This is a genomic window from Williamsia sp. Y853, assembly GCF_056786495.1.
This window is the reverse complement of the sequence record NZ_JBXCJC010000004.1, coordinates 226176-250403: the sequence shown is the minus strand read 5'-3', so window position 1 is coordinate 250403 and position 24228 is coordinate 226176. Positions and strand designations below refer to the sequence as shown.

At 63.7% G+C, this 24228-nt stretch carries 21 protein-coding genes; 6 read left to right on the top strand and 15 right to left on the bottom strand.

Going from position 1 to position 24228, the window contains the following annotated elements:
- Positions 1-303 precede the first annotated feature (303 nt).
- Complete coding sequence (locus AC1TPF_RS21700) at positions 304-1029, top strand: hypothetical protein (protein ID WP_482145282.1); 726 nt, start codon at positions 304-306, stop codon at positions 1027-1029.
- A gap of 180 nt (positions 1030-1209) precedes the next feature.
- A complete protein-coding gene (locus AC1TPF_RS21695; protein WP_482140939.1) occupies positions 1210-1533 on the top strand; it encodes a putative quinol monooxygenase in 324 nt (107 codons plus the stop codon).
- Positions 1534-1553: 20 nt separating this feature from the next.
- Here AC1TPF_RS21695 and metE read toward each other — a convergent pair whose 3' ends face one another.
- From metE to AC1TPF_RS21675, 4 genes are all read right to left on the bottom strand, one after another.
- A complete protein-coding gene (metE, locus tag AC1TPF_RS21690) occupies positions 1554-3872 on the bottom strand; it encodes a 5-methyltetrahydropteroyltriglutamate--homocysteine S-methyltransferase (protein ID WP_482145281.1) in 2319 nt (772 codons plus the stop codon).
- A gap of 11 nt (positions 3873-3883) precedes the next feature.
- Positions 3884-4774 (bottom strand): 3-hydroxybutyryl-CoA dehydrogenase, encoded by an 891-nt coding sequence (locus AC1TPF_RS21685; RefSeq protein WP_482140942.1) that lies wholly within the window; start codon positions 4772-4774, stop codon positions 3884-3886.
- A 191-nt stretch (positions 4775-4965) separates the two neighbouring features.
- A complete protein-coding gene (gene aceA / locus AC1TPF_RS21680) occupies positions 4966-6261 on the bottom strand; it encodes an isocitrate lyase (RefSeq protein ID WP_482140944.1) in 1296 nt (431 codons plus the stop codon).
- Positions 6262-6650: 389 nt separating this feature from the next.
- On the bottom strand, positions 6651-7370 hold the full coding sequence (locus tag AC1TPF_RS21675) for a hypothetical protein (protein ID WP_482145280.1): 720 nt from the start codon (positions 7368-7370) through the stop codon (positions 6651-6653).
- 83 nt (positions 7371-7453) lie between these two features.
- Here AC1TPF_RS21675 and ramB point away from each other — a divergent pair, with 83 nt between their 5' ends.
- Positions 7454-8863, top strand: coding sequence for an acetate metabolism transcriptional regulator RamB (gene ramB, locus AC1TPF_RS21670; RefSeq protein ID WP_482140948.1), 1410 nt, complete (start codon positions 7454-7456; stop codon positions 8861-8863).
- A gap of 5 nt (positions 8864-8868) precedes the next feature.
- Here the strand turns inward: ramB and AC1TPF_RS21665 are convergent, their stop codons facing one another.
- Positions 8869-9669, bottom strand: a complete 801-nt coding sequence (locus AC1TPF_RS21665) for an amino acid ABC transporter ATP-binding protein (protein WP_482140950.1) — start codon at positions 9667-9669, stop codon at positions 8869-8871.
- Positions 9666-11084 carry an ABC transporter permease subunit gene (locus AC1TPF_RS21660; RefSeq protein ID WP_482141464.1) on the bottom strand — a complete coding sequence of 473 codons (1419 nt, stop codon included), beginning with the start codon at positions 11082-11084 and terminating at the stop codon, positions 9666-9668. Before AC1TPF_RS21660 ends, AC1TPF_RS21665 begins: the two co-directional genes overlap by 4 nt.
- Positions 11085-11270: 186 nt before the next feature.
- Between AC1TPF_RS21660 and AC1TPF_RS21655 the strand changes: the two genes are divergently transcribed.
- Complete coding sequence (locus AC1TPF_RS21655) at positions 11271-11801, top strand: carboxymuconolactone decarboxylase family protein (protein ID WP_482140952.1); 531 nt, start codon at positions 11271-11273, stop codon at positions 11799-11801.
- Between the two features lie 36 nt (positions 11802-11837).
- On the opposite strand, the gene AC1TPF_RS21650 is transcribed toward AC1TPF_RS21655, so the two are convergent.
- Together AC1TPF_RS21650 and AC1TPF_RS21645 are read right to left on the bottom strand one after the other, a co-directional pair.
- On the bottom strand, positions 11838-12512 hold the full coding sequence (locus AC1TPF_RS21650) for a sterol desaturase family protein (RefSeq protein WP_482140954.1): 675 nt from the start codon (positions 12510-12512) through the stop codon (positions 11838-11840).
- Positions 12502-13245 (bottom strand): FadR/GntR family transcriptional regulator, encoded by a 744-nt coding sequence (locus tag AC1TPF_RS21645; RefSeq protein WP_482145279.1) that lies wholly within the window; start codon positions 13243-13245, stop codon positions 12502-12504. The genes AC1TPF_RS21650 and AC1TPF_RS21645 overlap by 11 nt, the downstream gene beginning before the upstream one ends.
- Positions 13246-13316: 71 nt before the next feature.
- Between AC1TPF_RS21645 and AC1TPF_RS21640 the strand changes: the two genes are divergently transcribed.
- Entirely contained in the window at positions 13317-14753 is a 1437-nt protein-coding gene (locus AC1TPF_RS21640; RefSeq protein WP_482140958.1) for an amidase, read from the top strand.
- Between the two features lie 91 nt (positions 14754-14844).
- Here AC1TPF_RS21640 and AC1TPF_RS21635 read toward each other — a convergent pair whose 3' ends face one another.
- From AC1TPF_RS21635 to AC1TPF_RS21615, 5 genes are all read right to left on the bottom strand, one after another.
- Positions 14845-16947 carry a RecQ family ATP-dependent DNA helicase gene (locus tag AC1TPF_RS21635; RefSeq protein WP_482140959.1) on the bottom strand — a complete coding sequence of 701 codons (2103 nt, stop codon included), beginning with the start codon at positions 16945-16947 and terminating at the stop codon, positions 14845-14847.
- A gap of 35 nt (positions 16948-16982) precedes the next feature.
- Positions 16983-17447 (bottom strand): hypothetical protein, encoded by a 465-nt coding sequence (locus AC1TPF_RS21630; RefSeq protein WP_482140961.1) that lies wholly within the window; start codon positions 17445-17447, stop codon positions 16983-16985.
- A gap of 250 nt (positions 17448-17697) precedes the next feature.
- A complete protein-coding gene (locus tag AC1TPF_RS21625) occupies positions 17698-18606 on the bottom strand; it encodes a DNA-3-methyladenine glycosylase family protein (RefSeq protein WP_482140963.1) in 909 nt (302 codons plus the stop codon).
- A gap of 6 nt (positions 18607-18612) precedes the next feature.
- Positions 18613-20040, bottom strand: a complete 1428-nt coding sequence (lpdA, locus tag AC1TPF_RS21620) for a dihydrolipoyl dehydrogenase (protein WP_482145278.1) — start codon at positions 20038-20040, stop codon at positions 18613-18615.
- 54 nt (positions 20041-20094) lie between these two features.
- Entirely contained in the window at positions 20095-20262 is a 168-nt protein-coding gene (locus AC1TPF_RS21615; RefSeq protein ID WP_482140966.1) for a hypothetical protein, read from the bottom strand.
- 179 nt (positions 20263-20441) lie between these two features.
- Here AC1TPF_RS21615 and AC1TPF_RS21610 point away from each other — a divergent pair, with 179 nt between their 5' ends.
- The gene (locus tag AC1TPF_RS21610) at positions 20442-21635 is read left to right on the top strand and encodes an oxidoreductase (RefSeq protein ID WP_482145277.1); all 1194 of its coding nucleotides are present in this window, start codon (positions 20442-20444) and stop codon (positions 21633-21635) included.
- Here AC1TPF_RS21610 and AC1TPF_RS21605 read toward each other — a convergent pair.
- Together AC1TPF_RS21605 and AC1TPF_RS21600 are read right to left on the bottom strand one after the other, a co-directional pair.
- Complete coding sequence (locus AC1TPF_RS21605) at positions 21628-23445, bottom strand: FtsX-like permease family protein (RefSeq protein WP_482145276.1); 1818 nt, start codon at positions 23443-23445, stop codon at positions 21628-21630. The genes AC1TPF_RS21610 and AC1TPF_RS21605 overlap by 8 nt on opposite strands.
- Positions 23442-24155 carry an ABC transporter ATP-binding protein gene (locus AC1TPF_RS21600; protein WP_482145275.1) on the bottom strand — a complete coding sequence of 238 codons (714 nt, stop codon included), beginning with the start codon at positions 24153-24155 and terminating at the stop codon, positions 23442-23444. The genes AC1TPF_RS21605 and AC1TPF_RS21600 overlap by 4 nt, the downstream gene beginning before the upstream one ends.
- Between the last annotated feature and the right edge of the window lie 73 nt (positions 24156-24228).

Genomic DNA, 24228 nt, shown 5'->3' with positions numbered 1-24228 from the left:
GTCGCATAAATGCACCAACAAGGATTAGACAGGCGGGATTTGTCCAGGACAGCAAACCTCACACGGCGGCTTTACCTACCCGAAATCGGACATAAAGGCTGCTCAAACCCTCTCCCCCGCACTGTTTCTCGAAATGATTAGCGGATCTCACTGATCGGAGTATCGAACATTCTCAGATTTAGAACCCTTGCTAAAAGTCGAATAATTGAAGGAAATCGACGTTTGCATTCACCCATCTAACAGTTGTTAAGTTGACGTGACACCAACGCAACAAACAAACCTTTTGGGGGTCGATTCACAGCTATGAACCGTACTTTTGTTCGCGCAACCACCGCTGCCGCCGCAGTCAGCGCCGCCGCTCTGTTCTTTCCCGCCGTGGCTTCGGCCGCGCCGGTGACGGGCTCCAACTGCTCGACCGTTTCCACCGGAACCGACGCCAACGGATGGGGTAACCCGTTCCCGGAAGAAGCGGGCGCCAAGTACAGCGACTCCACGCTTCTCGATGCAGACGGTTCGCTCGTGCTGGCCACCGAGGCGTCCGCGGCGCGGAAGGCGTGGTATCACCCCGCGGGTGGACTGAAGGCCACGGACATCGACGGGGCCCTGACGTTCAAGCAGACCGAAGGCAATGTCAACTGGCAGATCCGGGTCACCGGTGCGGACACGGTAGGCGCTCCCGAGTCCGAAGGCGGCTTCGCCACCTTCGCCTGGGCGAGCTCCGGTACTGCCGGCACTCAAGATGCCACCAACGCATCCAACTGGTGGTCAACCCGGAATCTGCCCAACATTCCCAAGGGCACCCCATCAACGCTTGATGCCCTTGTTGCGGCTGCCGGTGCAGCAACTGTTGTCACCCACTACGGAGTTTCGGCACAGCCGAGCGTGCCCGGCGAAACGGTGCACGTCGACTCGGTCTCGTTCAACGGTTGCACCACCAACTTCAAGGCCACCGGCTCTGCGGGCGGCGACAGTAGCGGCTCACTCGGCGGTCTCGGATTGGGCAACCTGATCCCCGGACTGTTCCCGTAACCCCTACGCACGAACAGCAACATTTCCAGGAGTGCCCTTCCCATCACGGGAAGGGCACTTCTCGTTGCGGTGTCTCAATATGCGACGACAGTGCTCACTCCCCCGATACCTGCCAGATGCCGGCCCGCACCACTAGCATTTTGGGAGGTGCACCCGTAGTCGACATTTAAGGAGGGCGAAGTGATTTTCATCGTGGTGAAGTTTCAGGTGAAGCCCGAGTGGACCGAGAAGTGGCTCGATCTGGTCGGTCCGTTCACGCAGGCAACGCGGAATGAGCCCGGCAACAAGTGGTTCGAGTGGTCGCGCAGCGTCGATGATCCCAACGAGTTCGTGCTGGTGGAAGCATTCGACGATGATGCGGCGGGCGCCCACGTGAACAGCGACCATTTCAAGAAGGCCACGCAGCAGGACATGCCGCAGGCCCTGATGGCCACACCCAGGATCGTCAGTCAGCAGATCGAGGCCGACGATTGGTCAGAGATGGGCGAGGTCACGATCGACTGACGTTCCCCACCCCAGACGGATCAGGAAGTGCCGGCCGCCTGTGCCTGCCGGGCCTCGACCCGGCGCCGTTCGCGCCGTGCAGCGGCGACCATGTTGCGCAACGCCGGCTCCAGTTGCCAGTAATGCCTGGTCTTGAGGCCGCCGTCCGGATTCACCCACAGTCGATCGGGATCGATGGCCTGTGCGGCCCGCTGGATCCGTTCGTCGATCTCGTCGATGTCCGGGATCGCCGCGCTGCGGCTCTCATAGACTCCGGGACCGACCTCACGTTTGATGGACGTTCCCGAGGCCACGATCTGATCCAGCACCCACTCGATTGACCGGGTTGCCACGATCGAGGTGACGTCGGCGTCGAGCGCGTCGAACGCATCGACGACCTTCGCGATACTGGAATAGCCGATGTGCGTGTGGATCTGGGTCGCAGGCTTGGCACCGCCGACCGCCAACTTGAACGCCGCGACCGCCCAGTCGAGATAGCCCTCGCGACCACGTTCGCGCAGCGGCAACAACTCTCGAATAGATGGTTCATCCACCTGGATGATCTTGATCCCGGCCTTCTCGAGGTCGGCGACCTCGTCACGGACGGCAAGGGCGAGCTGCTCCGCCGTCTCATAGAGCGGTTGGTCCTGGCGCACAAACGATCTCGCCAGCATGGTCACCGGGCCGGTGAGTATGCCCTTCACCGGCTTGTCGGTCAGAGACTGCGCATAGGTGATCCACTCGACGGTCATCGGGCCTCTACGTTTGATGTCGCCGTATAGGATCGGCGGTCGCACACAACGCGAACCGTAAACCTGCACCCAACCGAAATGTGTTGTGGCATAGCCGTCCATCAATTCGGCGAAGTACTGGATCATGTCGTTGCGCTCGACCTCACCGTGCACCAGGACATCGAGGCCGATGTCCTCCTGCAGGTCGATGACACGTTTGATCTCGTCGAACAGCAGCTGCTTGTACTCGTCCCAGGTCACCCGCCCCTGCCCGTAGTCGTAGCGCGCCTGCCGGATCTCTGCGGTCTGCGGAAACGACCCCAGTGCGCAGACAGAAATCAGTGGAAGTCCGATGGCCTGCTGCTGGGCCGCCCGGCGGACGTCGTAAGGAGCCCGCTCGCGCTGATCCGGGCGGATTGCCGCAACCCGCTGGCGCACATCATGCTTCAGCTTGAAGTGTACCGACTTCGGGCGGTTGTACCAGCGTTCCGGCGCGCCGTGGGTGACCGCCTTGGCGAGCGCCACCACCTCGCCGACCTTCTGCTTCGCGAAAGACAACCGGTCGGCAACGTCGCCGGGGATGTCATATTCGATGAGCAGGTCGACGGGGACGTGCATCAAGCTGCACGACGTCGACACGACCACGTCCGGAATCACCGCTTTGATGGCCAACAGGTAGTCCAGTGTCTGGGCCTTGTCTGCCTTCCACACATTCCGGCCGTTGATCACACCCGCGTACAGGCGCTTGCGCTTCAGACCCGGGATCTTGCCAAGGGCGGCGGCGCTGATCGGCTCCGACACCAGATCCACACCGATGGCCTCGATCTTCGTCGCCGCCAGGATCGGCAGGGCTGCACCGAGATCGCCGTACTGGCCGGTTACGAGCAGACGTGGTCGCTGGCTCACCGCGGACAGCGCGCTGTACACGGCCCCAAGCAGTGCCAGCTCCTCCTCGGAGCGGTCACTGGTGAAAGCCGGCTCGTCGAGCTGGACACATTTGGCGCCCTGTGCGGCCAGGTCCTTGAACAGCTTCAAGTAGACCGGGATCAACTCCTCGATCTTGTCGATCGGCGAGAAACCTTCGGGCGCATCAGGGCCTGCCTTCGACAGCAGCAGCAGCGAGATGGGTCCGAGGACCACCGGACGCAGCTCGATAGCGTATTCCTTGGCCCGCTTGTGCTCGGCCAGCATCGATTCGGCGTGCAGAGAGAACTCGGTGTCGGCACTGATCTCGGGCTGGCGGTAGTGGTAGTTGGTTCCGAAGAACTTCACCAGCTCCAGCGGCGGGAAATCCGGTTTGCCCCGGGCCATCGTGAAATAGAAGTCCAACGGATGCAGCTCGCCTGCCAGCGGCTTGAACCGGTTGGGAACGGCACCGAACATGAGCGCATTGTCGAGCACGTGGTCGTAGAAGGAGAAGATGTTGCCGGGAACCTGCTCGAGCCCGGTGGCCGCGAGCTCCTGCCAGATGCTGTCTTGCAACTGTTGGCCGGTCGCGATCAGATCGCCCACCGAACCGCCGTTGTGCCAATGTCTTTCGAGCGCGCGTTTGAGTTCACGCCGGGCGCCGATGCGCGGATACCCCAGGATCGAGGACCCGTATTCGATCTTCTCTGCGGGGCTGGTCATGTCCGCGCCCGTTAGTTCTTGACGCCGGTCTTTGCTGCTTCGTACTGGTAGAAGCCGTGGCCGGACTTCTTGCCGAGCCGGCCGGCCTCGACCATGCGCAGCAACACCGGCGGCGGCGAGTAGAGCGGTTCCTTGAACTCTTCATACATCTTGTCGGCGATGGCCTTGACGGTGTCGAGGCCGACCAGGTCGGTGAGCTTGAGCGGCCCCATGGGGTGCGCACAACCGAGGACCATGGCCTTGTCGATGTCCTCCACGGTCGCAAATCCACTCTCCACCATGCGGATTGCCGACAGCAGGTACGGAACCAACAGTGCATTGACCACAAACCCTGAACGGTCGGACGACCGCACGACCTGCTTGCCGAGGATGTCGCGGGCGAACTCTTCGGCGCGGGCGGTGATCTCCGGGGCGGTCATCAACGTGGTGACCAGCTCAACCAGAGGGAGCACGGGTACCGGGTTGAAGAAGTGCATCCCGACAACGCGATGTGCGTTGGCGGTGGCCATCCCGAGCTTCATGATCGGGATGGACGAAGTATTGGAGGCGAGCACCGCATTGGGATCGGTGACCACCTTGTCGAGCTCTTTGAAGATCTCGGTCTTGACCGCTTCGTCCTCGACGACGGCTTCGCACACCATCTGCCGGTCGGCGAAGTCGCCCAGGTCGGAGGTGAAACGCAAACGCCAGGAGGCCTGTTCGCGTTCCCGCTCGGTGAGCTTTCCACTGCTCACACCGCGGTCGAGCGAGCGCAAGATGCGCGAGCGTCCGGCAGCGGCAAGCTCGCGAGTGGTCTCGTAGACCAGCACATCCGCGTGCGCACGCGCACACACCTCAGCGATGCCCGCGCCCATCTGCCCGGCACCGATGACACCAACCCGCGTGATCTTCTCGCTTGCCATGACAACTCCTTGAAAACTACGAAACCGCACTATCTTTGAACCAAAAGGAACCAACACAGAAGGGGTAGATGAGGGTAACCCTGCTCGGGTACGCCCAGAAGCCGGTAGAAAACCAGCAGGCGGCCCGCAACGGTAGTCGCGGACCGCCCTGCTTGTTCGCTTAAGTCCCGGGGTGGCGGACTAGCCGAGTCCTAGTGGAACTGGCCTTCTTCGGTGGAGCCCTTCAGAGCAGTGGTCGAGCTGTTCGGGTCAACGGTGGTGGCGATGCGGTCGAAGTAGCCGGCGCCGACCTCACGCTGGTGCTTGACGGCGGTGAAGCCGCGCTCGTCGGCAGCCTTGAACTCGCGGTTCTGCAGGTCGACGAATGCGGTCATCTGCTCGCGGGCGTAACCGTAGGCAAGGTCGAACATGCCGTAGTTCAGGGCGTGGAAGCCGGCGAGGGTGATGAACTGGAACGTGAATCCCATTGCGCCGAGCTCGTTCTGGAACTTGGCGATTGTGGAATCGTCGAGGTGCTGGCTCCAGTTGAACGACGGGCTGCAGTTGTAAGACAGCAGCTGGTCCGGGAACTCGCTCTTGACGGCTTCGGCGAACTTACGAGCCAGTTCGAGATCGGGGGTACCGGTCTCCATCCAGATCATGTCGGCGTACGGCGCGTAGGACTTCGCACGTGCGATACACGGCTCGATGCCGTTCTTCACGTGGTAGTAGCCCTCGGCAGTGCGCTCACCGGTGACGAACGGCTGGTCGCGCTCGTCGACGTCGGAGGTGATCAGGGTGGCGGCCTCGGCGTCGGTCCGGGCGATGACCACGGTCGGCACGTTGGCAACGTCAGAGGCCAGGCGAGCCGAGCTCAGGGTGCGGATGTGCTGCTGGGTGGGGATCAGCACCTTGCCACCGAGGTGGCCACACTTCTTCTCCGAGGCGAGCTGATCTTCCCAGTGGGTTCCGGCGGCACCGGCGGCGATCATGGCCTTCTGCAGTTCGTAGACGTTCAGTGCGCCACCGAAGCCGGCTTCACCGTCGGCCACGATCGGCACAACCCAGTTGTCGACAGACTTGTCACCCTCGACGTGAGCGATCTCGTCGGCGCGCAGCAGAGCGTTGTTGATGCGGCGAACAACCGAGGGAACCGAGTTCGCGGGGTACAGCGACTGGTCCGGGTAGGTGTGTCCGGACAGGTTCGCGTCACCGGCGACCTGCCAGCCGGAGAGGTACACAGCCTTCAGACCGGCGCGAACCTGCTGCACAGCCTGGTTACCGGTGAGAGCACCGAGGGCGTTGATGTAGCTGCCATCACCCTGCGTGACACCCTCCCAGAGGATTTCGGCGCCACGACGTGCAAGTGTCTGCTCTTCGACGACGCTGCCCTGCAACTCGACGACCGACTCAGCGGTGTAGTCGCGGGTGATGCCCTTCCAACGAGGATTGGTATCCCAGTCCTGCTGGATCTCGGCGGCAGTCCTTGGTTTTCCGACGGTGCTCATATTCTCGCACTCCATATTCGTTGAGCTTGTGCTGTGTGGCGGGTCCGCCCGAGTTCGGAAGAACCGAACCCGTTCGGGACGAGTTAGCAATTTCGTATCCCCGGAGGGCCCCTGCTTCACCGAGAGTGCCACAGGCAAAGCTGCAGGTCTACACGCCGCAGGTGTGAATTCAGGCCAGGTTTTCACCGGGGTTTGCAAATGTTGCGAAGATCGCGGTGTAAACAACTTTCAATTAGTTACCGGTGAGTACGCCAAAAAGTACGCGCGTACTGCAACTTTACGGGCTGGTCATCCACAGAAGCGGTGTTGCGTGCGGTCCACAACGACGCCCGGTTTTCCAACTCCAGACGCTGACGCGGTGAGCAGAATCACAGCGATCTGTCCGCAGATCACTTGGTCGCGGCGTCCACCCGGCGCACTGCTTCGGCGAACAAATCAGCGAATTCGACTTCACTGAGGCCTTTTTCGGTCGAGTTGGCGACCAGTTGCACGCTGATCCCGTCGACCACGGCGTAGCCGGCCACCGTGTGCGACGTGGCCGTCCGTCCCCCGGGATATGTGGTGGTCGCCACCGAACTCACCATCAGCGACAGTGAGGTGGGCAGGGCCGGGGGCGTCAGTCGCCGGTTCTGGGTGAGCACGGTGGTCCCGGCCGTACTGCCCTGTGTGATCGTGATCGTGAACTGTGCACATTCGCCGACGCTGACCCGCACGTCGGCGTCGATATCCCGGGGCACCGTGGTCACCAATTCGGTGATGGTGCCGCCCGTCGGTGATTGCCATGCCGATACCGCCGCGTTGGAGACGTCGAGCTGGTCATTGAGATCGGCATCAGCGGTCGGGCGGCACTGCGGCGGGTCGAATAGTGCCGAGCCCGCCGATTCGAGGGCGGACGCGTTCTGCCTCTGCAGGTCGATGATGCCCAGTTCGGCGGGTTGATAGCCCTTGGGAAACTCGCGGGCGGGTAGCAGGAGTGCAGCGGGTGTGTTCGACGAGGACTCCGACGGTGGCGATGATTCCGACGCAGGCGAGGAACTCTCGGAACATCCGGTACCCACCAGACACAGGGATGTGAAGACGATCGCCGTTACAGACAGCTTCCCGCGCATTCCCACACCCTAGACAGCGCCGTCCGCGGTGTTCGATCGGCGACCTGCGCTGGTCCCGGGCCGCACCCGCATACCCTAGGAGCATGTCCAAGACCTACGTCGGCGCACGTCTACGGCAGTTGCGCTCCGAGCGCGGCATGTCGCAGGTTGCGCTGGCGCAGTCGCTCGAGATCTCCCCGTCTTATCTGAACCAGATCGAGCACGATGCCCGGCCGTTGACGGTGCCGGTCCTGCTCAAGATCAGCGAGGTCTTCGGGGTCGACACCGGGTTCTTCAATTCTCAGGACAACGCCCGGCTCATCGCCGAGATGCGCGAAGTGATGATGGACGAGGACCTCGACGCGAATGCCGACGCCCAGGAGATCACCGACCTGGTGACCACTCATCCGGATATGGCAAAGGCCATGGTCAACCTGCATCGCCGGTATCGGATCGCCACCGAACAGCTCGCTGCTGCCACCGACGAACGCGGCGACGGCACCATGAGGGGTTCCATCAGCGCGCCCCATGAGGAGGTTCGGGACTACTTCTATCAGCGGCGAAACTATCTCCACGAACTCGATGTCGCCGCCGAGGAGCTCACGTCCCGGATGCGGATGCACTCCGGTGACGTCCGCAGCGAGATCGCGAATCGTCTGCAGACCGTCCACGGCGTCCAGATCGTGCGACGCGTCGACCTCGGCGACACGGTTCTGCACCACTTCGACCCCGAGACGCGGCGCCTGGATATCTCCGGCCACCTCTCGCAGGGTCAGCGGGTGTTCAAGATGGCCGCAGAATTGGGACACCTCGAATGCGGTGACCTCATGCGACAGATGGTCGACGAGGGCAACTTCACGTCCGACGAGGCGCGCGCGCTGGCACTGCTCGGAATGGCGAACTACTACGCCGCCGCCGCGGTCCTCCCCTACTCCCAATTCCATGGCGCGGCCGAGGACTACCGCTACGACATCGAGCGGCTGTCTGCGTTCTACGCGGTCTCGTACGAGACGATCTGTCACCGCCTCTCGACGCTGCAACGGCCCAACCTGCGGGGCGTCCCGTTCACGTTCGTCCGGGTGGACCGTGCCGGAAACATGTCAAAGCGGCAGTCCGCCACCGGTTTCCACTTCTCCAGCAGCGGCGGCACGTGCCCCCTGTGGAACGTGTACGAGACCTTCGCCTCGCCCGGCAAGATCCAGACCCAGATCGCACAGATGCCCGACGGCCGCAACTACCTCTGGGTGGCCCGCACCGTCGAGCGTCGCGCGGCGCGCTACGGCCAGCCCGGTAAGACCTTTGCCATCGGATTGGGTTGCGAGCAGCGCCATGCCGCGCGACTGGTCTACTCGGACGGTCTCGAGATCGGCCCACAGGCCAACGTGACACTCATCGGCGCAGGTTGCCGCGTGTGCGAACGGATGAATTGCCCGCAGCGTGCGTTCCCGGCACTCGGGGCAAAACTCGACATCGACGCGCACCGCAGCACCGTGTCGCCGTATCTGGTGCGGTGAGGCCGCTAGACCGGATCCAGGATCCGGCGTAGAAACTGTTTGGTTCGTTGGTGTTTCGGCTTGGCGAGCACCTCGGCCGGCGGACCCTGTTCCAGCACGATGCCGCCGTCGACGAACAGCACCTGGTCGGCGACCTTCTGCGCGAAGTGGATCTCGTGGGTCACCACGATCATCGTCCAGCCCTGGGTGGCAAGGTCTTTCATGACCCCGAGGACCTCCCCGACGAGTTCGGGATCCAGCGCGGACGTCGGTTCGTCGAACAGCATCAGCCTGGGCTTGAGGGCCAGCGCCCGCGCGATCCCCACGCGCTGTTGTTGTCCCCCGGAGAGTTGATGCGGGTACTGGTCCCGTTTGTCCGACAGACCGACCTGCAGCAACAATGCCTCGGCCTCGGCCACGACCTCGCTGCGCGGTCGCTTCTGCACGATCACCGGGCCTTCGATGACGTTCTCCAGCACCGTCTTGTGCGGAAACAGGTTGTGGCCCTGAAAGACCATGCCCGACTGCGCGCGGTATTTGGCGAGTTGCGCCTTGGGTACCGGTTTGTCGAAGTCGACGGATACATCGCCGATGGTGATCTGGCCGCCATCGGGCACGTCGAGGGCATTGAGCGAACGCAAGATCGTTGTCTTGCCCGACCCCGACGGACCGATGATTGTGGTCACCGAACCGGGCCGGACGGTGAAGCCGATGCCGCGCAACACGTGGTTGTCGCCATACGACTTCTGCAGACCGGTCACGGTCACGAGGTTGTCCGTCTCACCGGTGGGTGTGGGCTTCTGCGGGGGCACAGGAGTTTCGGTCATTTCGCCACGTACCTATCCAGTCGGATCTCGATGCGGCCCTGTACCGATGACAATACGAGGCACACAACCCAGTAGTACAGGGCCGCGGTCCCGTACAGGGCAAAGAACTCGAAGGTCGGCGCTGCCGCGATCTGGGCGGTGCGCAGCAGTTCTGTCACCAGGATCGTCGAGGCCAGCGAGGTGTCCTTGACCAGCGAGATCAACGTGTTCGACAACGGTGGGACTGCGGTGCGAAGCGCCTGCGGCAAGATGATGCGCCGCAGCGCGACCGGATAGCTCATGCCGATCGTTTCGGCGGCCTCCCACTGCCCCTTCGGGACACTGCCGATGGCCGACCTGATGATCTCGGCGGCATAACCACCGACGTTGAGACTGAAGGCGATTGCCGCTGCCGGGAACGGATCGATGAGGATGTTCAGTTCGGGGAGCGCGTAAAAGATGATAAAAAGCTGGACCAGCAGCGGCGTTCCGCGAATCAACGAGATGTAGACCCGCGCGACTGACGACAACGCCCGATTCTTGGACATCCGCGCCAACGCCACACCCAGCGCGATGATCAAACCGAAAAAGAAGCTGATCGCCGTCAATGGGATGGTCACGGTGATGGTGGCCTTGGCCATCGGCCACAGGTTGTCCGCAATCAGTTTCCACGTACTGGGCCCAGTCTTCGGTTCCGACGTGCCTGCGGCATTGGCGTCCAGATAGGCCTGGGAGATCGCCGCGAGGGTGCCATCGCTCCTGAGCTCTTCGAGCGCGGCGTCGATCTCGTCGATCAGCCCACTGTCTTTGGGCGCCGCGAAAGCCTGCTCGCTCTTCTCCCCGATGTTCGCCGCGATCTTGATGCTCGTGTCGCCGGTGGTCGCCTGATAGGCGAGAACGGACAGGCTGTCGTTCACCGTTGCCTGTACCCGCCCCTGGTTGAGCAGCTTGATGGCCTGGGTGAAACCCTCGACCGACTCGACGTTGGCTCCTGCATCCCGCGCCACCTGCGCCCAGTTACTGGTCTCGGACTGCGCCGTGGTCTTGCCCTTGAGATCGGCAAGCGAGGTGATCGAGTTGTCGTCCGCCCTCGTCACGATCACGCCTTCACCGATCGCATACGGCGTCGACAGATCGTATTTCGCCTTGCGTTCGTCGGTGATCGTGACCTGGTTGGCGACCACGTCGAACCGGTCGGATTCCAGCGCCGCGAAAATGGAATCCCATGGGGTCTCGACGAATTCGACCCGGAGACCCATCTTCTCGGCGACCGCCTTCGCCACGTCGACGTCGTAGCCGACGAGTTGGCCGGTGGCTGGATCGTGATAGCTGAACGGCGGGTACGTACCCTCGGTCCCCACCCGCAGCACGCCCGACTCCTTGAGCCGGTCAATCCCGGTGCCGTCGTCACCACCGCAACTCGCCAGCACCGACATCGCGGCGAGCACACCCACGATCACGATCAGTATCCGACGCACTGATAGGACTTTAGTCCCCCAACGGGCAGGTCGGGGAAGGCCACCACCGACGCGCCGGGCCTGAGGCGGGTGCGGTCGGCGCCGGGTCCGCCGAGCGGTGGTGATCCGGCGTTACTCAACACTCCTTCCGCTAGGTTGACAGACGTGACCACACCACGCATCGACCCCGGCAATTTCCGTCAGCTCGGGCCCTTCAACTGGGTGTTCAGCCGCGGGGCCGCCCGCGTCATCGGAGTTTCGGACGCGCACATCTTTTCGACGCTGGGGCGGGCCAAGGGCCTGTTCCGGGGATGGCTGCATTTCTCGAGCCGGATGATGCCGTTCGGCAGACTTTCTCGGCACCACGCCGAGATGGTGATCATCCGGACCGCCCATCTGCGCAACTGTCAGTACGAGCTCGACCATCACAAGCGACTCGGCCGGCGGGCCGGTATCGACGAGGCCGAGTTCTCACGGCTACTTCAGGGCCCCGAGGCGGGCTGGTCCGGGGTTGACGAGGCCTTGCTCCGCGGCGTCGACGAGTTGGTGGGCACCAAGGACCTGAGCGATGCCACCTGGAAGAACCTGGCCGCCCACCTCGACGAGCGCCAGCTGATCGAGTTCGTACTCCTTGTCGGACAATATGATTCACTGGCCACCACCATCGGCGCCCTGCGGATCCAGCGAGACTTCTGAGTACTGCGTCTCACCTGAGACCAGCGCAGCAGCAGCTCAGCTGATCGCGTGCAGGTTCTTGGCAGTCGGCGACTTTTCGACGGATTCGGGGTCGGGAGCCGTGCGGAGCAGCCGATCGGCAGTCCCGGATGTGGTGACGGTGAACCAGTAATGCTCGCTTTTGTAGTGATGAAACCGGTGATGGCGCCAGGTCGCTTTGTAGAAGCGTGATTTCGGTTTGTAATCGGTGTGGATGAGGTAGTGCGTCCACTCGTAGAGCAGACCGAGAACGCCGAGGGTCACCATGAACGTCAAACCCAATCCTGTTCTGCCGAAGGCAAACAGCCCGCCCGCAACGGCTACCGGCAATATCAGGCACAGGACCTGCCACGGAATGAAGATCAGCGGGATGTCGCGGGGATTGCTGTGGTGCTCGCGGTGTTTGCGCGACAGCAAGGAGTCGACCTTCAGTCCGGCAACGGTCCGGGGCCGCCAGTGCAGGATGCACACGTGAATCACCCACTCCGCAAAAGGAAATGACACGACCATCACCACCGGTACCAGCGCATCGGTCCAGGCGAAGTCGCCGACCGCAGCGCGGGCGATCGTCGAAGCAGTCAGGAAGACAATGATCATCCATGGTGACGGGTGCCTGACGAACTCGCGAAAGGCGCTCTGCAGTGAGACCTTCCGGCGATCCTTCCGGCCGGTCGCCTGATGTTCAGTCGTCATCGGAATCCTCCCGGACCAGCTCTTCCATCTCGGTGAACGCCGCCATCAGCGCGGCGGTCGCGGGTTCGAGCAACACCGTCGCGGCCCGGGCGGCCCTCTGTGGATCGCGCTTTTCGACGGCGTCGACGATCGCGCGGTAGCCGGCCGCATTCCCGACCTCCGCCGACAACACACCAGCCAACGCCGGCAGTGCGGGTTCGTACGCCGCCCGCATCGTGTTGTACATCAACCGGAACGCAATCGAATCGGCGCCGTCGACCAACGCGTCCCAGAAGTCCAGGGCGACCAGCTGCTGCTCGATGGGGTCACCGAGATCAGCGAGCTTGGTCGCCGCGTCGCGCACTGCGGTGATCTGTGCGGTGTTCGCGCGGAGCGCCGCCAACTCGGCCACCTTGGGGCCGATGTGGGCTCTGGCCTCGATGACCGAACGGGCCACCGACACATCGAGTTCGCCCTGACGGATGAGCAGGCGAGGCAGCAGGTCGAGGCCGCCGAACTTCCGCACATCTCGGACGGTGGTGCCGTCGCCCTGCCTGATGGTGACAAGTCCGGCCGCGGCCACCCGCTTCAGCGCCTCCCGCACAGCAGGCCGCGACACACCGAGCACCCGCGCAAGTTCGCGCTCGCTTGGCAACGACTGACCGGGAGCCAGATCTCCGCTGAGCACACCTTCGATGATCTGCTCGAAGACGTCCTCGGGGACGCTGCGGTGTTCGATCGGCTGGAACGGCATGCTTCGACGGTAGGACCGTCAACGGTAAGAGGTCAAGTGGTCTTACCAATACTCTGCAGTACCGTGTGCGCATGGCCGACCGAACCCACGTCCACGCTTTCACCGACGACGCATTGGGCGAGCATGACGCAGTGTCATTGGCGGCCGCCATCGCGGCCGGTGAGATCAGCGCCGGCGAAGCCGCCGCCGCGGCGATCGCCCGCGCCGAAAATGTCGAACCAGACCTCAATGCGCTGGTCATCAAGGACTTCGACCGGGCATTGGCAGCAACGAGAACACCGGCGACCGGAGCGTTTGCCGGTGTCCCCACGGCCATCAAGGACAACAGTCACGTCGCCGGCCTGCCTACCGCATCCGGCTCGCGAGCGGTCCGACCGACACCGAAACCGGCCAACGAACCGTACGTCGACCAATACCTGTCGACCGGTATGACGATGCTCGGCAAAACGCGTCTACCCGAGTTCGGCTTCAACGCCACCACGGAATTCGTCTCTGCGCCACCCACCCGGAACCCTTGGCACACCGGCTACTCCTCGGGTGCGTCGTCCGGTGGGTCGGCGGCACTCGTGGCCGCGGGCGTGGTGCCGATCGCGCATGCCAACGACGGCGGCGGCTCGATCCGAATTCCGGCTGCGGCCTGCGGATTGGTCGGCCTGAAGATGACGCGCGGCCGCGAGATCCAGTCGATACAGGGCAAGGCGATGCCGATCGACATCATCTCCAACGGCGCCCTGACCCGAACAGTGCGTGATACCGCCGCATTCGTTGCCGCCATTGAGAAGTACCGGCCCGCAAAGAAATTACCTCCGATCGGGTCCGTCCACGGCCCGTCGGACCGTCGGCTGCGGGTCGGTCTGGTCCTCAACTCCATCGTCGGGGATCCGACCGACAGCGAGACCAAGACTGCCGTCGTGCAGACCGCGGAACTGCTGGAGTCACTCGGCCATGAGGTCTCAGAGATCACCGTTCCCACCGACCAGAGCTTTGTTCGCGACTTCGTGCACTACTGGACGCTGATGGCGTTCTCCATGAAGTACTTCGGCAAACACGTCACCGGTGACAGGTTCGACAAAAGCGAGCTCGATCCGCTCACGGCGGGATTGGCCCGAGACTTCCTGCGACGCCCCTGGCTGACGCCGACGTCGATCCGCGGGCTCAAGCGCAGCGAGAAGCAATACCGGGCGGCATTCTCCGACCTCGACGTGGTGCTCTCCCCCGTGCTTGGCCACACCACGCCCGAACTCGGATTCCTCTCGCCTGCACTGGGATACGACGTGATGTTCCCGCGATTGATCAACTACGTCAGCTTCACGCCATTGAACAACGCCGCAGGCAGTCCGGCGATCTCACTGCCCATGGGACGTACCCGGACGGGCCTGCCCATCGGCGTCCACTTCTCGGCAGCCCACGGCGACGAGCGCACCTTGCTCGAGCTCGCGTTCGAACTCGAAGCGGCCAAACCTTTCGCCCGGATCCAGGACAAAGAGCGCTCGCGCCCACGGTCCTGATGCGGCTCGACCTGCGCTGATGGAGTCAGCCCGGCGACGAAACGGCAGGCAGGACGGTGGTCAGTGACCGAAGCAGTCGCTCAGATACGCCTCAGTTCGTGCTCGCCAGCGCGAACGGCAGTACCTCCGAGACTCCGGCGCGACGGAGTTGCCGAGCCGCCATGGTCAGTGTCCAACCGGTATCGGCAAGGTCGTCGACCAGGAGCACCGGTCCGGTGAGCGCGGCAACGGTCGCCGGGTCGGGATCACTCCATGCGTTTTCCAGGCCGGCCACCCGATACGCCGAGTTCGCGGCCGTCACCGATCGGTGTTCTGGTGAGTAACGCAACGTCCCGAGGTTCGTCAGACGTCCCAGTTCGGACAGCCGATCGACCACCGACCCGATCAGGATCGGATGCGAGTCCGAATCGAGCCCCATGATCGCGGTCGGTCGGGTCTGCCACGGCCACGCGGCGAGTACCGCAACCGCGGCGCGCACAACCTCTTCGGGAGCAGGCGCGTCGGGCTCATCGAGCAACCGACGCAATCGGTTTCCCCACCCGAGATCACTGAGTCGACCGATCACGCGGCCCGTCGAGGGTCCATCCGAGATCTTGCCCGACAGTTCAACACCCAGCTTCTTCATGCCCGTAGGCCACTGCTTGCGGGGTGCCAGTTCGACACCGGGACGCTGCAGCTGTTCGCGCGCCGCATCCAGCGACTTGCCGTCGACTGTTGCCGAATACCGCTGGCCCGCACAGTTGTCGCATCGCCCGCATTTGCTGTCGGCGATCAGATCGGGATCGTCCAGCTGAGCACGCAGGAACACCATCCGACAGTTGGGGGTGTTCTGGTAATCGAGCATCGCCTGCTGTTCGCGCTTTCGGGCCATCGCGAGCTTCTCGTAGCGGGCCTCGTCATACGACCACGGCTGACCCGTCCCGATCCAGCCACCCTTGACCCGCTTGACCGCACCATCGACGTCGAGGACCTTGAGAACCATCTCGAGTCGTGAGCGACCGAGGTCGACCAGCGGTTCCAGTGCCTGGGTGGACTGCGCCCGATCGGAATCCAGGACCTCGATCACCCTGCGTACCAACGTTTCCGAAGGAAAAGCCACCGACGCGAAGTATCGCCAGATCTCCTGGTCCTCGCTTCCCGGCAGCAAGATCACCTCGGCGCTGGCCGTCGAACGGCCGGCACGACCGACCTGCTGGTAGTACGCAATCGGCGACGACGGAGCCCCGAGGTGGATGACAAAGCCGAGGTCGGGCTTGTCGAAACCCATACCGAGCGCGGAGGTCGCGACCAGCGCCTTGACCCGGTTGGCCATCAGGTCTGCTTCGAGCTGCTCCCGCTCGCCCGAATCGGTGGCACCGGTGTACGCGGCGACCTTGTGTCCGAGGTCGGTGAGCAGGGTTGCGACGTCACGAGCAGCGGACACGGTGAGGGTGTAGATGATGCCCGAGCCTTCGATCGAATCGATATGGGCCGCAAGCCATGCCACCCGTTCAGCCGACGTCGGAACCTTCACCACCGACAGATGCAGCGATTCCCGATCGAGTCCACCGCGCAACACAAGTGTGTCGCCGCCACCGACACCGAGCTGCGCGGCCACGTCTTCGACCACCCGGTCGTTGGCGGTCGCGGTGGTGGCAAGCACCGGCACGTCGGTCCCGAGTTCGGCGACAAGCGTCCGGATCCGGCGGTAGTCGGGGCGGAAGTCGTGGCCCCAGTCGGACACACAGTGCGCCTCATCGACCACCACCAAACCGGCGTCTGCGGCCAGTGCAGGCAGGACATTGTCGCGGAAGTCCGGATTGTTGAGCCGCTCGGGGCTGACGAGCAGAACGTCGAGATCGCCACTGTTCACGCGCTCATGGATGTCGTCCCACTCGGTGACGTTTCCCGAGTTGATGGTCGCCGCCTTCACCCCGGCCCGTTCGGCCGAGGCGACCTGGTTACGCATCAGTGCAAGCAGCGGCGACACGATGACGGTCGCGCCACGACCTTCGGCACGCAGCAGCTTGGCGGCGATGAAATACACCGCCGACTTGCCCCAGCCGGTCCGCTGCACCACCAGCGCCCGCCGTCGTTGAACCACCAATGCCTCGATGGCCGTCCACTGGTCGTCGCGCAGTGTGGCGTCGGGGCCTGCCAGCTGCTCGAGGATGGTCTGAGCCTGCTCGCGGGTGGCGGTGATTCCAGTGGTCATGTGCCCATGGTGCCCTGCCGCCCCGACAAGGGTCGTCAGCGGCATGCGAGCGAACGACGGTCACCTGTCATGACCCGCCAGATCACGAGTCCGCAGATGCCGATCACGACGAATGACACGTTCGCCAGCATGCCTGCGGGGTGCACGGGCACGTCATTGGATACCGCGGACACGTCGAAGATCGAGGCGGTCACCCCGCGCATCACTGCAATTTCGCTTCCGACCAGCACCAACAGCGTCACCCGGCGATGCCAACGGCCGGTCAACTCCGCCAGGCAGATCACGACGCAGATAGCGGCCGAGGCGAACAGCAAGGCCCCGGTGACAACCTCGTAGGCCAGAAACAACGGCCGCCCCGCGAGCAGTGTGGCATTGACCGGCAGGCCGGTGCGCCATCCCGACGCCCACGCGAAGTGCAGACCGGCGAAGGCTGCGCACAGGATCGCCACCACGCACGCCAACACCCGGAACTCCACGGTGCTCTGAGGTCGTTTGATCACAGAACCAGGGTCACAAGCACAGTTGCCGAAAGACAACCGACAAATGGCTGGCCTTGACCAGGACATCGGCGTCGGGCCACTCCGGTCGCCAGCGGCACGGATTCACCACCACCACCTCCGGTGGCGCGAGTTGTCGCGCCCGGGGCAGGTACATGAGATGAAACCACAACACCAGCAGCGGCAACGACAGAGCCGACCCAAGGACAGCCTGGAGCCGGGCGAGGATACCGTTTACTGCGACTGTCCCGATTCAGAGGTCTCGATAGTCGCGGGTCGGCATCCGGGGAGCCCGCCTGGCGGGCATCGGCATGTACAACTCGATCAACCGGATCACCCGATAGCGATGTCCGGCATAGGGTTCGAGAAGTTCGAGCATCCCGTCATCGTCGACCCGTTTACCGATGAGCGTGCCGCCGACCATGGACGGATAGTGAAAGTCGCCCACCGGCACCGCATCGGCGTCCCCGACCGCTCGCACCCTGGTCTGCGCCGCGGTCCACGGCCCGATTCCGCGCAGCAGATGCAGTCGATCGGCCTTGCGCTCCACGTCGTAGCCGGCTGCGGAGACGATCGTGCGGCGTCTCGCCGGTTCTGCACCACTGGCATGCCATTCCCATTGCGGAATCTCACGCCACACCTGTTGCGGTGGTGGCACTCTCATACTCGGCGCGCCCGGTGCCGGCTCCCCGAACTTTTTCAGGATGTACCGCCATGACCGCCAGGCCTCGGCACCGGTCACCTTCTGTTCGAGCACCCCCGCCGCCAGCGATTCCCAGACCCGATCGGTGCGTCCGATGCGCAGCCCTCGTCCCTGACGCGCGAGCTTGGCGATGACGTCGTGATGGGGGACAAACTCCTCCGGGCTGTCCTGGCTGCCGAGCATTGTCGGCATGTGTTCGAGCAACCACGGACCACCCGGACCCCAAGCCCGCCCCAACACCTCGGCTCCGTGATGCGAAACCGCAAGCGTTCCAGGACCATCTGGAGTGTGAATCGCGCGCCAGATCGAACCGTTCGGCGCGAATCTGGTGGACGGATCACCACTTCCGCGACGATGCAGACCCAACGTGGCCCGCAGATCCAGCGGTCCGGGCGGCGTCCACAGCCTGGAAATGAATGAAGGGCCCGGCGAATTGTCGCCGGGCCCTTCATCGGTCATGAAAATCTACAGGTTGATCATGTGACCGATGGCGCCATGGAAGGTTTCCTGCATGGCCTCACTCATCGTCGGATGGGTGTGGACGTTGCGGGCCAGTTCCTTGGCCGTCAGGTCCCACTTCTGTGCCAGCGTCAGCTCGGGCAGCATCTCGGAGACGTTGTCGCCGACCAGGTGTCCACCGAGCAGTTCGTCGTTGGTCTTGTCGGTGATGAGCTTGACGAAACCGGTGGGTTCGCCGAGGCCGTGAGCCTTGCCGTTGGCGGAGAACGGGAAGGTGGTGACCTTCACGTCGAAGCCCTCGTCATTGGCCTGATCCTCGGTGAGACCGAAGGAAGCAACCTGCGGCTGACAGAACGTCGCCCGCGGCATCATCCGGTAGTCATCGATGACCATCGTCTCGGCTCCGCCGATGGTCTCGGCTGCGATGACGCCCTGGGCCTCGGCCACGTGGGCGAGCATCAGCTTCGCGGTGACGTCACCGATCGCATAGATGCCGTCGACGTTGGTCCGCATGTGACCATCGATCGCGATCGCGCCGCGATCGGTCAGCTCGACGCCGGTCTTGTCGAGGCCGAAACCTTCGACGCGTGGGGCGAAGCCCACCGACATCAGGACCTTGTCGACCGTGAGCTCACCGGCGTTGTCCTTGGCGTCGACGTACTTGACCACGACCTTCGAACCCTGGTCATCGATCGACTGCACCTTGGTGGAGGTGAGGACCTTGATGCCGAGCTTCTTGTAGGCCTTGGCCAGTTCCTTCGACGCGTCCTTGTCTTCGTTCGGAAGCACACGGTCGAGGAACTCGACGATGGTGACGTCGACTCCGTAGTTGGCAAGCACGTAGCCGAACTCCATGCCGATGGCACCGGCGCCGACGATCACGATCGAGCCGGGGAGTTCGCGGGTGAGGATCTGGTCCTCGTAGGTGACGACGTTGTCGGACAATTCGACGCCGGGCAGAAGCTTGACCACCGAGCCGGTACTGATGATCGCGTTGTCGAACGTGATCTCCCGATCGCCGACCTTGATCGTCTTGGGCCCGACGAACTCGCCGAACCCGTCGATCTCGGTGATCTTGTTCTTCTTCATCAGGAAGTGGACACCCTTGACCATCCGGTCCGCGACCGAGCGACTGCGATCAAACGCAGCACCGAAGTCGAAGGTCACATCCCCCGACATGCCGAAGGTCTTCGCCTGATGGTTGAAGATATGTGCCAGCTCGGCGTTGCGCAGCAACGCCTTGGACGGGATGCAGCCCACGTTGAGGCAGACACCGCCCCAGTACTTCTCTTCGATTACGGCGGTTTTAGCCCCGAGTTGCGCCGACCGGATCGCGGCGACGTAACCTCCCGGACCTCCGCCAAGGACAACTGTGTCAAAGTGTTCAGCCACGCGCTCTACCCTACGTCGCTGCACTTCGGCGCGCTGACACATACCCCCTAGCCAGAGCGTGATTCACATGAACGACACGTAGCGACCGATCAGCGATCATCCAGCGGGGATCCACAACCACAGGTCCCGCGGCGACATCAGCGCGGCGTACCCGCCACCACCATCGGCGAACTCCTGGCCCTCGGGGTCGGCGGGCAGGGCGTCGAGCCAGTCGTCACGGCCCGAATCAGAGGGTCGAAGATGCCGCTTGTGCTGTGCTTTCATGTCAAGCCCCTTGCGTCTGCAGTTCGCGACCACGCCGCCGGTAGCGGCGTCCGTGCGCCGCGGCGAATCGGACCTCCACGCGCTATTCGTCACCCGACCCCGGCCGGATGGAATCATCAGATAGTCGGAACTAGAACCTGTTCTTGTTCGTCGTTCAATTGGGAGATACCCTCAGCAGGGTGCAGCCCACACCGTTTGCCCCCGCGTCGCTCGGTCCGCTCAAACTCCGCAACAGGATCATCAAATGCGCCACGTTTGAGGGGGCAACACCTGATGCCCTGGTGACACCCGAACTCATCGAGTTCCACCGAGAGGTTGCCGCAGGCGGTGTCGCGATGAACACCGTCGCCTACTGCGCGATCTCGCCCGAAGGCCGCACCGACCGCCACCAGATCTGGATGCGCCCGGAGGCCGTGCCCGGCCTGATCGACCTGACCGAGGCAATACACGCCGAGGGAGCCCTCGCCGCAGCTCAGCTCGGGCATGCAGGCCCAGTCGCGAACTCCATCTCAAATCAGGCCAAAGCCCATGCCCCGTCCCGCATTCCAGCTCCGATGGGCATGGCGCTGTGTAAAGAGCTCACCACCGACGACATCGCCGACTCTGTGCTGAAGTACCGGCGGGCCGCCCGGCTCGCGGTCGACAGCGGTTTCGACGGACTAGAACTCCACTTCGGTCACAACTATCTGGCCAGCTGTTTTCTGAGCCCATTGCTGAATCGCCGCCACGACGAGTACGGCGGATCGCTGGTCAACCGGGCACGGTTCTGCCGCGAGATCACCGAAGCCGTCCGCGACGAGGTCGGCGACGATGTGGCGATCTGGGCCAAACTCAGCATGTACGACGGCTTCCCGGGTTCCTTCGGTGTCGACGAGGCGTGTGAGGTCGGCCGCATGTTCGAGTCCGACGGTTTTCTCGATGCCATCGAACCGACCGCGGGCAGTTCGCTGCTCAACCCGATGTACCTGTTCCACGGCGAGGTACCGCGCAAAGAGTTCTCCGATGCCTTCCACGGTGCGATGCGCTGGGGCCTCAAAGCGGTTGCCCCGTTCTTCCTGAAGAAGTACGACTACGAGCCCGCCTACCTGCTGCCACTCTCGCGCCAGTTGCGTGAAGCGGTGTCGATGCCGCTGATCCTGTTGGGCGGCATCACCGATCGTGCGTCGATGGATCTCGCGCTCGCCGAAGGCTTCGACTTCGTTGCCATGGGCCGGGCGCTCCTTCGCGAGCCCGACCTCATTCTGCGCATCGAGGCCGATCCGACAACGGTCTCCAAATGCGTGCACTGCAACCTGTGCATGCCGACCATCTATTCGCGTACCCGCTGCCCGGTCCGCACCGGCGAGGTCTCGGAAGCCGAAGCCGTCAGCTGACCTCACTGCGGATCTGATTTCTCGACGCGACGGTCGCCGCGCAGATCGTCAGAAGACCGCCGACGAGGCCCAGTGCGACGAGCCCGAAGAACTCGGGCCGCAGGAACACCTCGAGTCCGTCGTGCAACACCATCTGACGGACGAACGCACCCATACCCACCCCGATCACCGCGCCGGCGATGCAGGCCGCCCCCACCGTGGCTGTCACTTCGTAGCGGACCATCGCCACCACCTGGTCCGGTTCGAACCCGAGTCGACGTGCCAGCCGGAACTCCCCGCCACGCACCGAGGTCCGCATCATCACCGTGTTGACCATCGACAACAGCCCGTACAGGCAGGGCGGTACCAGCAAGACCGCCAGAACGATCGTGTTCTCGTCCCGGATCTCTCCGGTGGTCGCGGCAATCCACTCCTGCGGGCTCATCGCACCGGGAAAGTCCTCGACCGCCGCCTCTCCGCTGAGAAACGAGTACTCCACACCGGCCTGCGCATCGTGTGCCGCGACCTCGTCACGCGACATCGCAAAGGGTGGCGCCACTCCGGCGTCGTCGTTGATCAACGCCACCACCCGCAACTTCTGCTCAAAACCGTCGGGCATCCGCACGGTCAGCACCGACCCCACACCCAGCCCCCGATCGGACGCCTCGAACTCCCCGATCGCAACGGTCCCGGGTCCGAGTTCGTCCAAGGCGCCGGCGTGCCCGGCATCGCGCCACGTCTGCGCGTATGCCTGCGGGTCGATACCCATCACCCCAGCCGACGCGGTCATGTAATCACCGAACAGGGTGAACTCGGAGAGCAGCGGACTGTCGACCGAGACACCCGGCTGCGACTGCGGCACCACCGGACCGGACACCACAACATCGGCCATCAGATCCCGCTGCAATGCGCGTTCAGCGAGCACTTCGGACGTGTCGATCGTGAACGCCAACCCCCCGGAGATCGCGATCATGGCGATGACCGGCGCGGCCAGTGCCGCCACGGCGGGTGCCGAGGTCCGGGTATTGAGGCGCGCGGCGTATGCCACCGGATCGAACCTCGACGACGGCTGCAGCATTATCGCCGCCAACCGAGGCAGCAACCAGGGCGACCAGGCTACAACCATGGAGGTCAGCAGTGGTGGTGCACAAATGCCGACCAGCATCGCCTGCACAGGTGCATCCGGTCGGACGACGGCGATCAGTGCGATTCCACTGATGCCACAGCATGTTCCGAGCACCAGCCGCCAGAGCGACCGCGGCTGCGTGTTCATGTCGGCAGCACGAAGCGCCGCCAACGGTGAGATCTTCGCGGCTCTGCGAGCCGGCAGATATCCGCCCAGCACTGCCGCCGTCCCGCTGACGATGCCTGCAGACACGATGGCAGGCCAGACCCCCGTCACGGACAGGGTTGTCTCCGTCAGACCCCAATGATGTGCTGCGGCAAACAGGATCGGCGCTGCGGCCAGGGCCAGCAGGCTTCCGACCCCGGCGGCCACGAGCGCCAAAAGCAGCATCTGGGTCAACTCCCCCAGCACAATCCGGGACCCAGATGCCCCCAGCAGCCGGAGCAACCCGAGTTCGCGCCGTCGCAGTCGCACCATGCACGAGCACGATGTCATCACCACGCTGACCGTCATGAATCCGCAGATCATCGCCACGTAGCCCAGGAGCACGCCGAAGTCGCTGCTCCGGCCAGTCTGTTCTTGGTATTGCGCATCTGCGGACAGGCAGATCGTGGTGGCTGCCACCAACATTGATCCGAACACCAGCGAGATGAACAGACCGAGGTAGAGCAGCGGCTGCTCACGAATCGCGCGAACCCCGGTCATCGAATCGCGCCGGCCGCGCGAGGGTATTCCCTCGAGAGGATGCGTCCGCCATCGAGGCGCAACACCTCGTCGGCCCACGCGGCCGCGTCTTCATCGTGGGTCACCATCACCAACGTCATCCCCAAGGTGTCGACGGCACGGCGAAGCAGTCCGAGTACGGCTGTGGCGGTGGGCCTGTCGAGAGCACCGGTTGGCTCGTCGGCGAACAGCACCCCGGGCGTGGCGATCATGATGCGGGCGATGGCGACCCGCTGTTGCTGACCACCGGACAACTCCATGGGCCTGCGACGTTCGAGACCACCCAGGCCCACCTCTTCCAAGGCATCGCGAACCTCTGCCGAATCATGGCGACGCCCGGACAACCGGCCCGGCAAAGTCAGGTTCTCGCCGACCGTCAGACCGGGCATGAGGTTGTAGTCCTGAAAAATGAAGCCGACGTGGTCGCGACGCATTCTGGTCAGGGCTCGTTCCCCCATGCCGTCGAGCCGCATCCCGCAGAGCGCGACGCTCCCCGTGCTCGGCTGTTCCAGTCCCGCCAGGCAGTGCAGCAGCGTCGACTTGCCACATCCGGACGGACCCATCACCGCGGTGAATGTGCCCGAGCCGAAAACATGATTGATGCCGGTCAATGCCGGCACCGGCTGACGGCGGGTTCCGAAGGACTTGGTGAGCGCATGTACGCGAACATCATTGAGTGGTTGTGTGGTCACCTTGTCGATTCCATCGGACCGGAGCGCTCCGGTCAGTAGCCTGTGCGTCCGAGATAAGTAGCGTGTGCGCTAC

What these genes read in the sequence shown, in the direction of transcription:
- AC1TPF_RS21640 (WP_482140958.1), top strand. Translation starts at nt 13,317, where the DNA reads ATGGCCGACCGAACCCACGTCCACGCTTTCACCGACGACGCATTGGGC.
- metE (WP_482145281.1), bottom strand. Translation starts at nt 3,872, where the DNA reads ATGACCAGCCCCGCAGAGAAGATCGAATACGGGTCCTCGATCCTGGGG.
- AC1TPF_RS21685 (WP_482140942.1), bottom strand. Translation starts at nt 4,774, where the DNA reads ATGGCAAGCGAGAAGATCACGCGGGTTGGTGTCATCGGTGCCGGGCAG.
- AC1TPF_RS21650 (WP_482140954.1), bottom strand. Translation starts at nt 12,512, where the DNA reads ATGACGACTGAACATCAGGCGACCGGCCGGAAGGATCGCCGGAAGGTC.
- aceA (WP_482140944.1), bottom strand. Translation starts at nt 6,261, where the DNA reads ATGAGCACCGTCGGAAAACCAAGGACTGCCGCCGAGATCCAGCAGGAC.
- AC1TPF_RS21625 (WP_482140963.1), bottom strand. Translation starts at nt 18,606, where the DNA reads ATGACCGATGAAGGGCCCGGCGACAATTCGCCGGGCCCTTCATTCATT.
- AC1TPF_RS21635 (WP_482140959.1), bottom strand. Translation starts at nt 16,947, where the DNA reads ATGACCACTGGAATCACCGCCACCCGCGAGCAGGCTCAGACCATCCTC.
- AC1TPF_RS21615 (WP_482140966.1), bottom strand. Translation starts at nt 20,262, where the DNA reads ATGAAAGCACAGCACAAGCGGCATCTTCGACCCTCTGATTCGGGCCGT.
- AC1TPF_RS21605 (WP_482145276.1), bottom strand. Translation starts at nt 23,445, where the DNA reads ATGACCGGGGTTCGCGCGATTCGTGAGCAGCCGCTGCTCTACCTCGGT.
- AC1TPF_RS21660 (WP_482141464.1), bottom strand. Translation starts at nt 11,084, where the DNA reads ATGTCGGTGCTGGCGAGTTGCGGTGGTGACGACGGCACCGGGATTGAC.
- lpdA (WP_482145278.1), bottom strand. Translation starts at nt 20,040, where the DNA reads ATGTGTCAGCGCGCCGAAGTGCAGCGACGTAGGGTAGAGCGCGTGGCT.
- AC1TPF_RS21665 (WP_482140950.1), bottom strand. Translation starts at nt 9,669, where the DNA reads ATGACCGAAACTCCTGTGCCCCCGCAGAAGCCCACACCCACCGGTGAG.
- AC1TPF_RS21645 (WP_482145279.1), bottom strand. Translation starts at nt 13,245, where the DNA reads ATGCCGTTCCAGCCGATCGAACACCGCAGCGTCCCCGAGGACGTCTTC.
- AC1TPF_RS21675 (WP_482145280.1), bottom strand. Translation starts at nt 7,370, where the DNA reads ATGCGCGGGAAGCTGTCTGTAACGGCGATCGTCTTCACATCCCTGTGT.
- AC1TPF_RS21700 (WP_482145282.1), top strand. Translation starts at nt 304, where the DNA reads ATGAACCGTACTTTTGTTCGCGCAACCACCGCTGCCGCCGCAGTCAGC.
- ramB (WP_482140948.1), top strand. Translation starts at nt 7,454, where the DNA reads ATGTCCAAGACCTACGTCGGCGCACGTCTACGGCAGTTGCGCTCCGAG.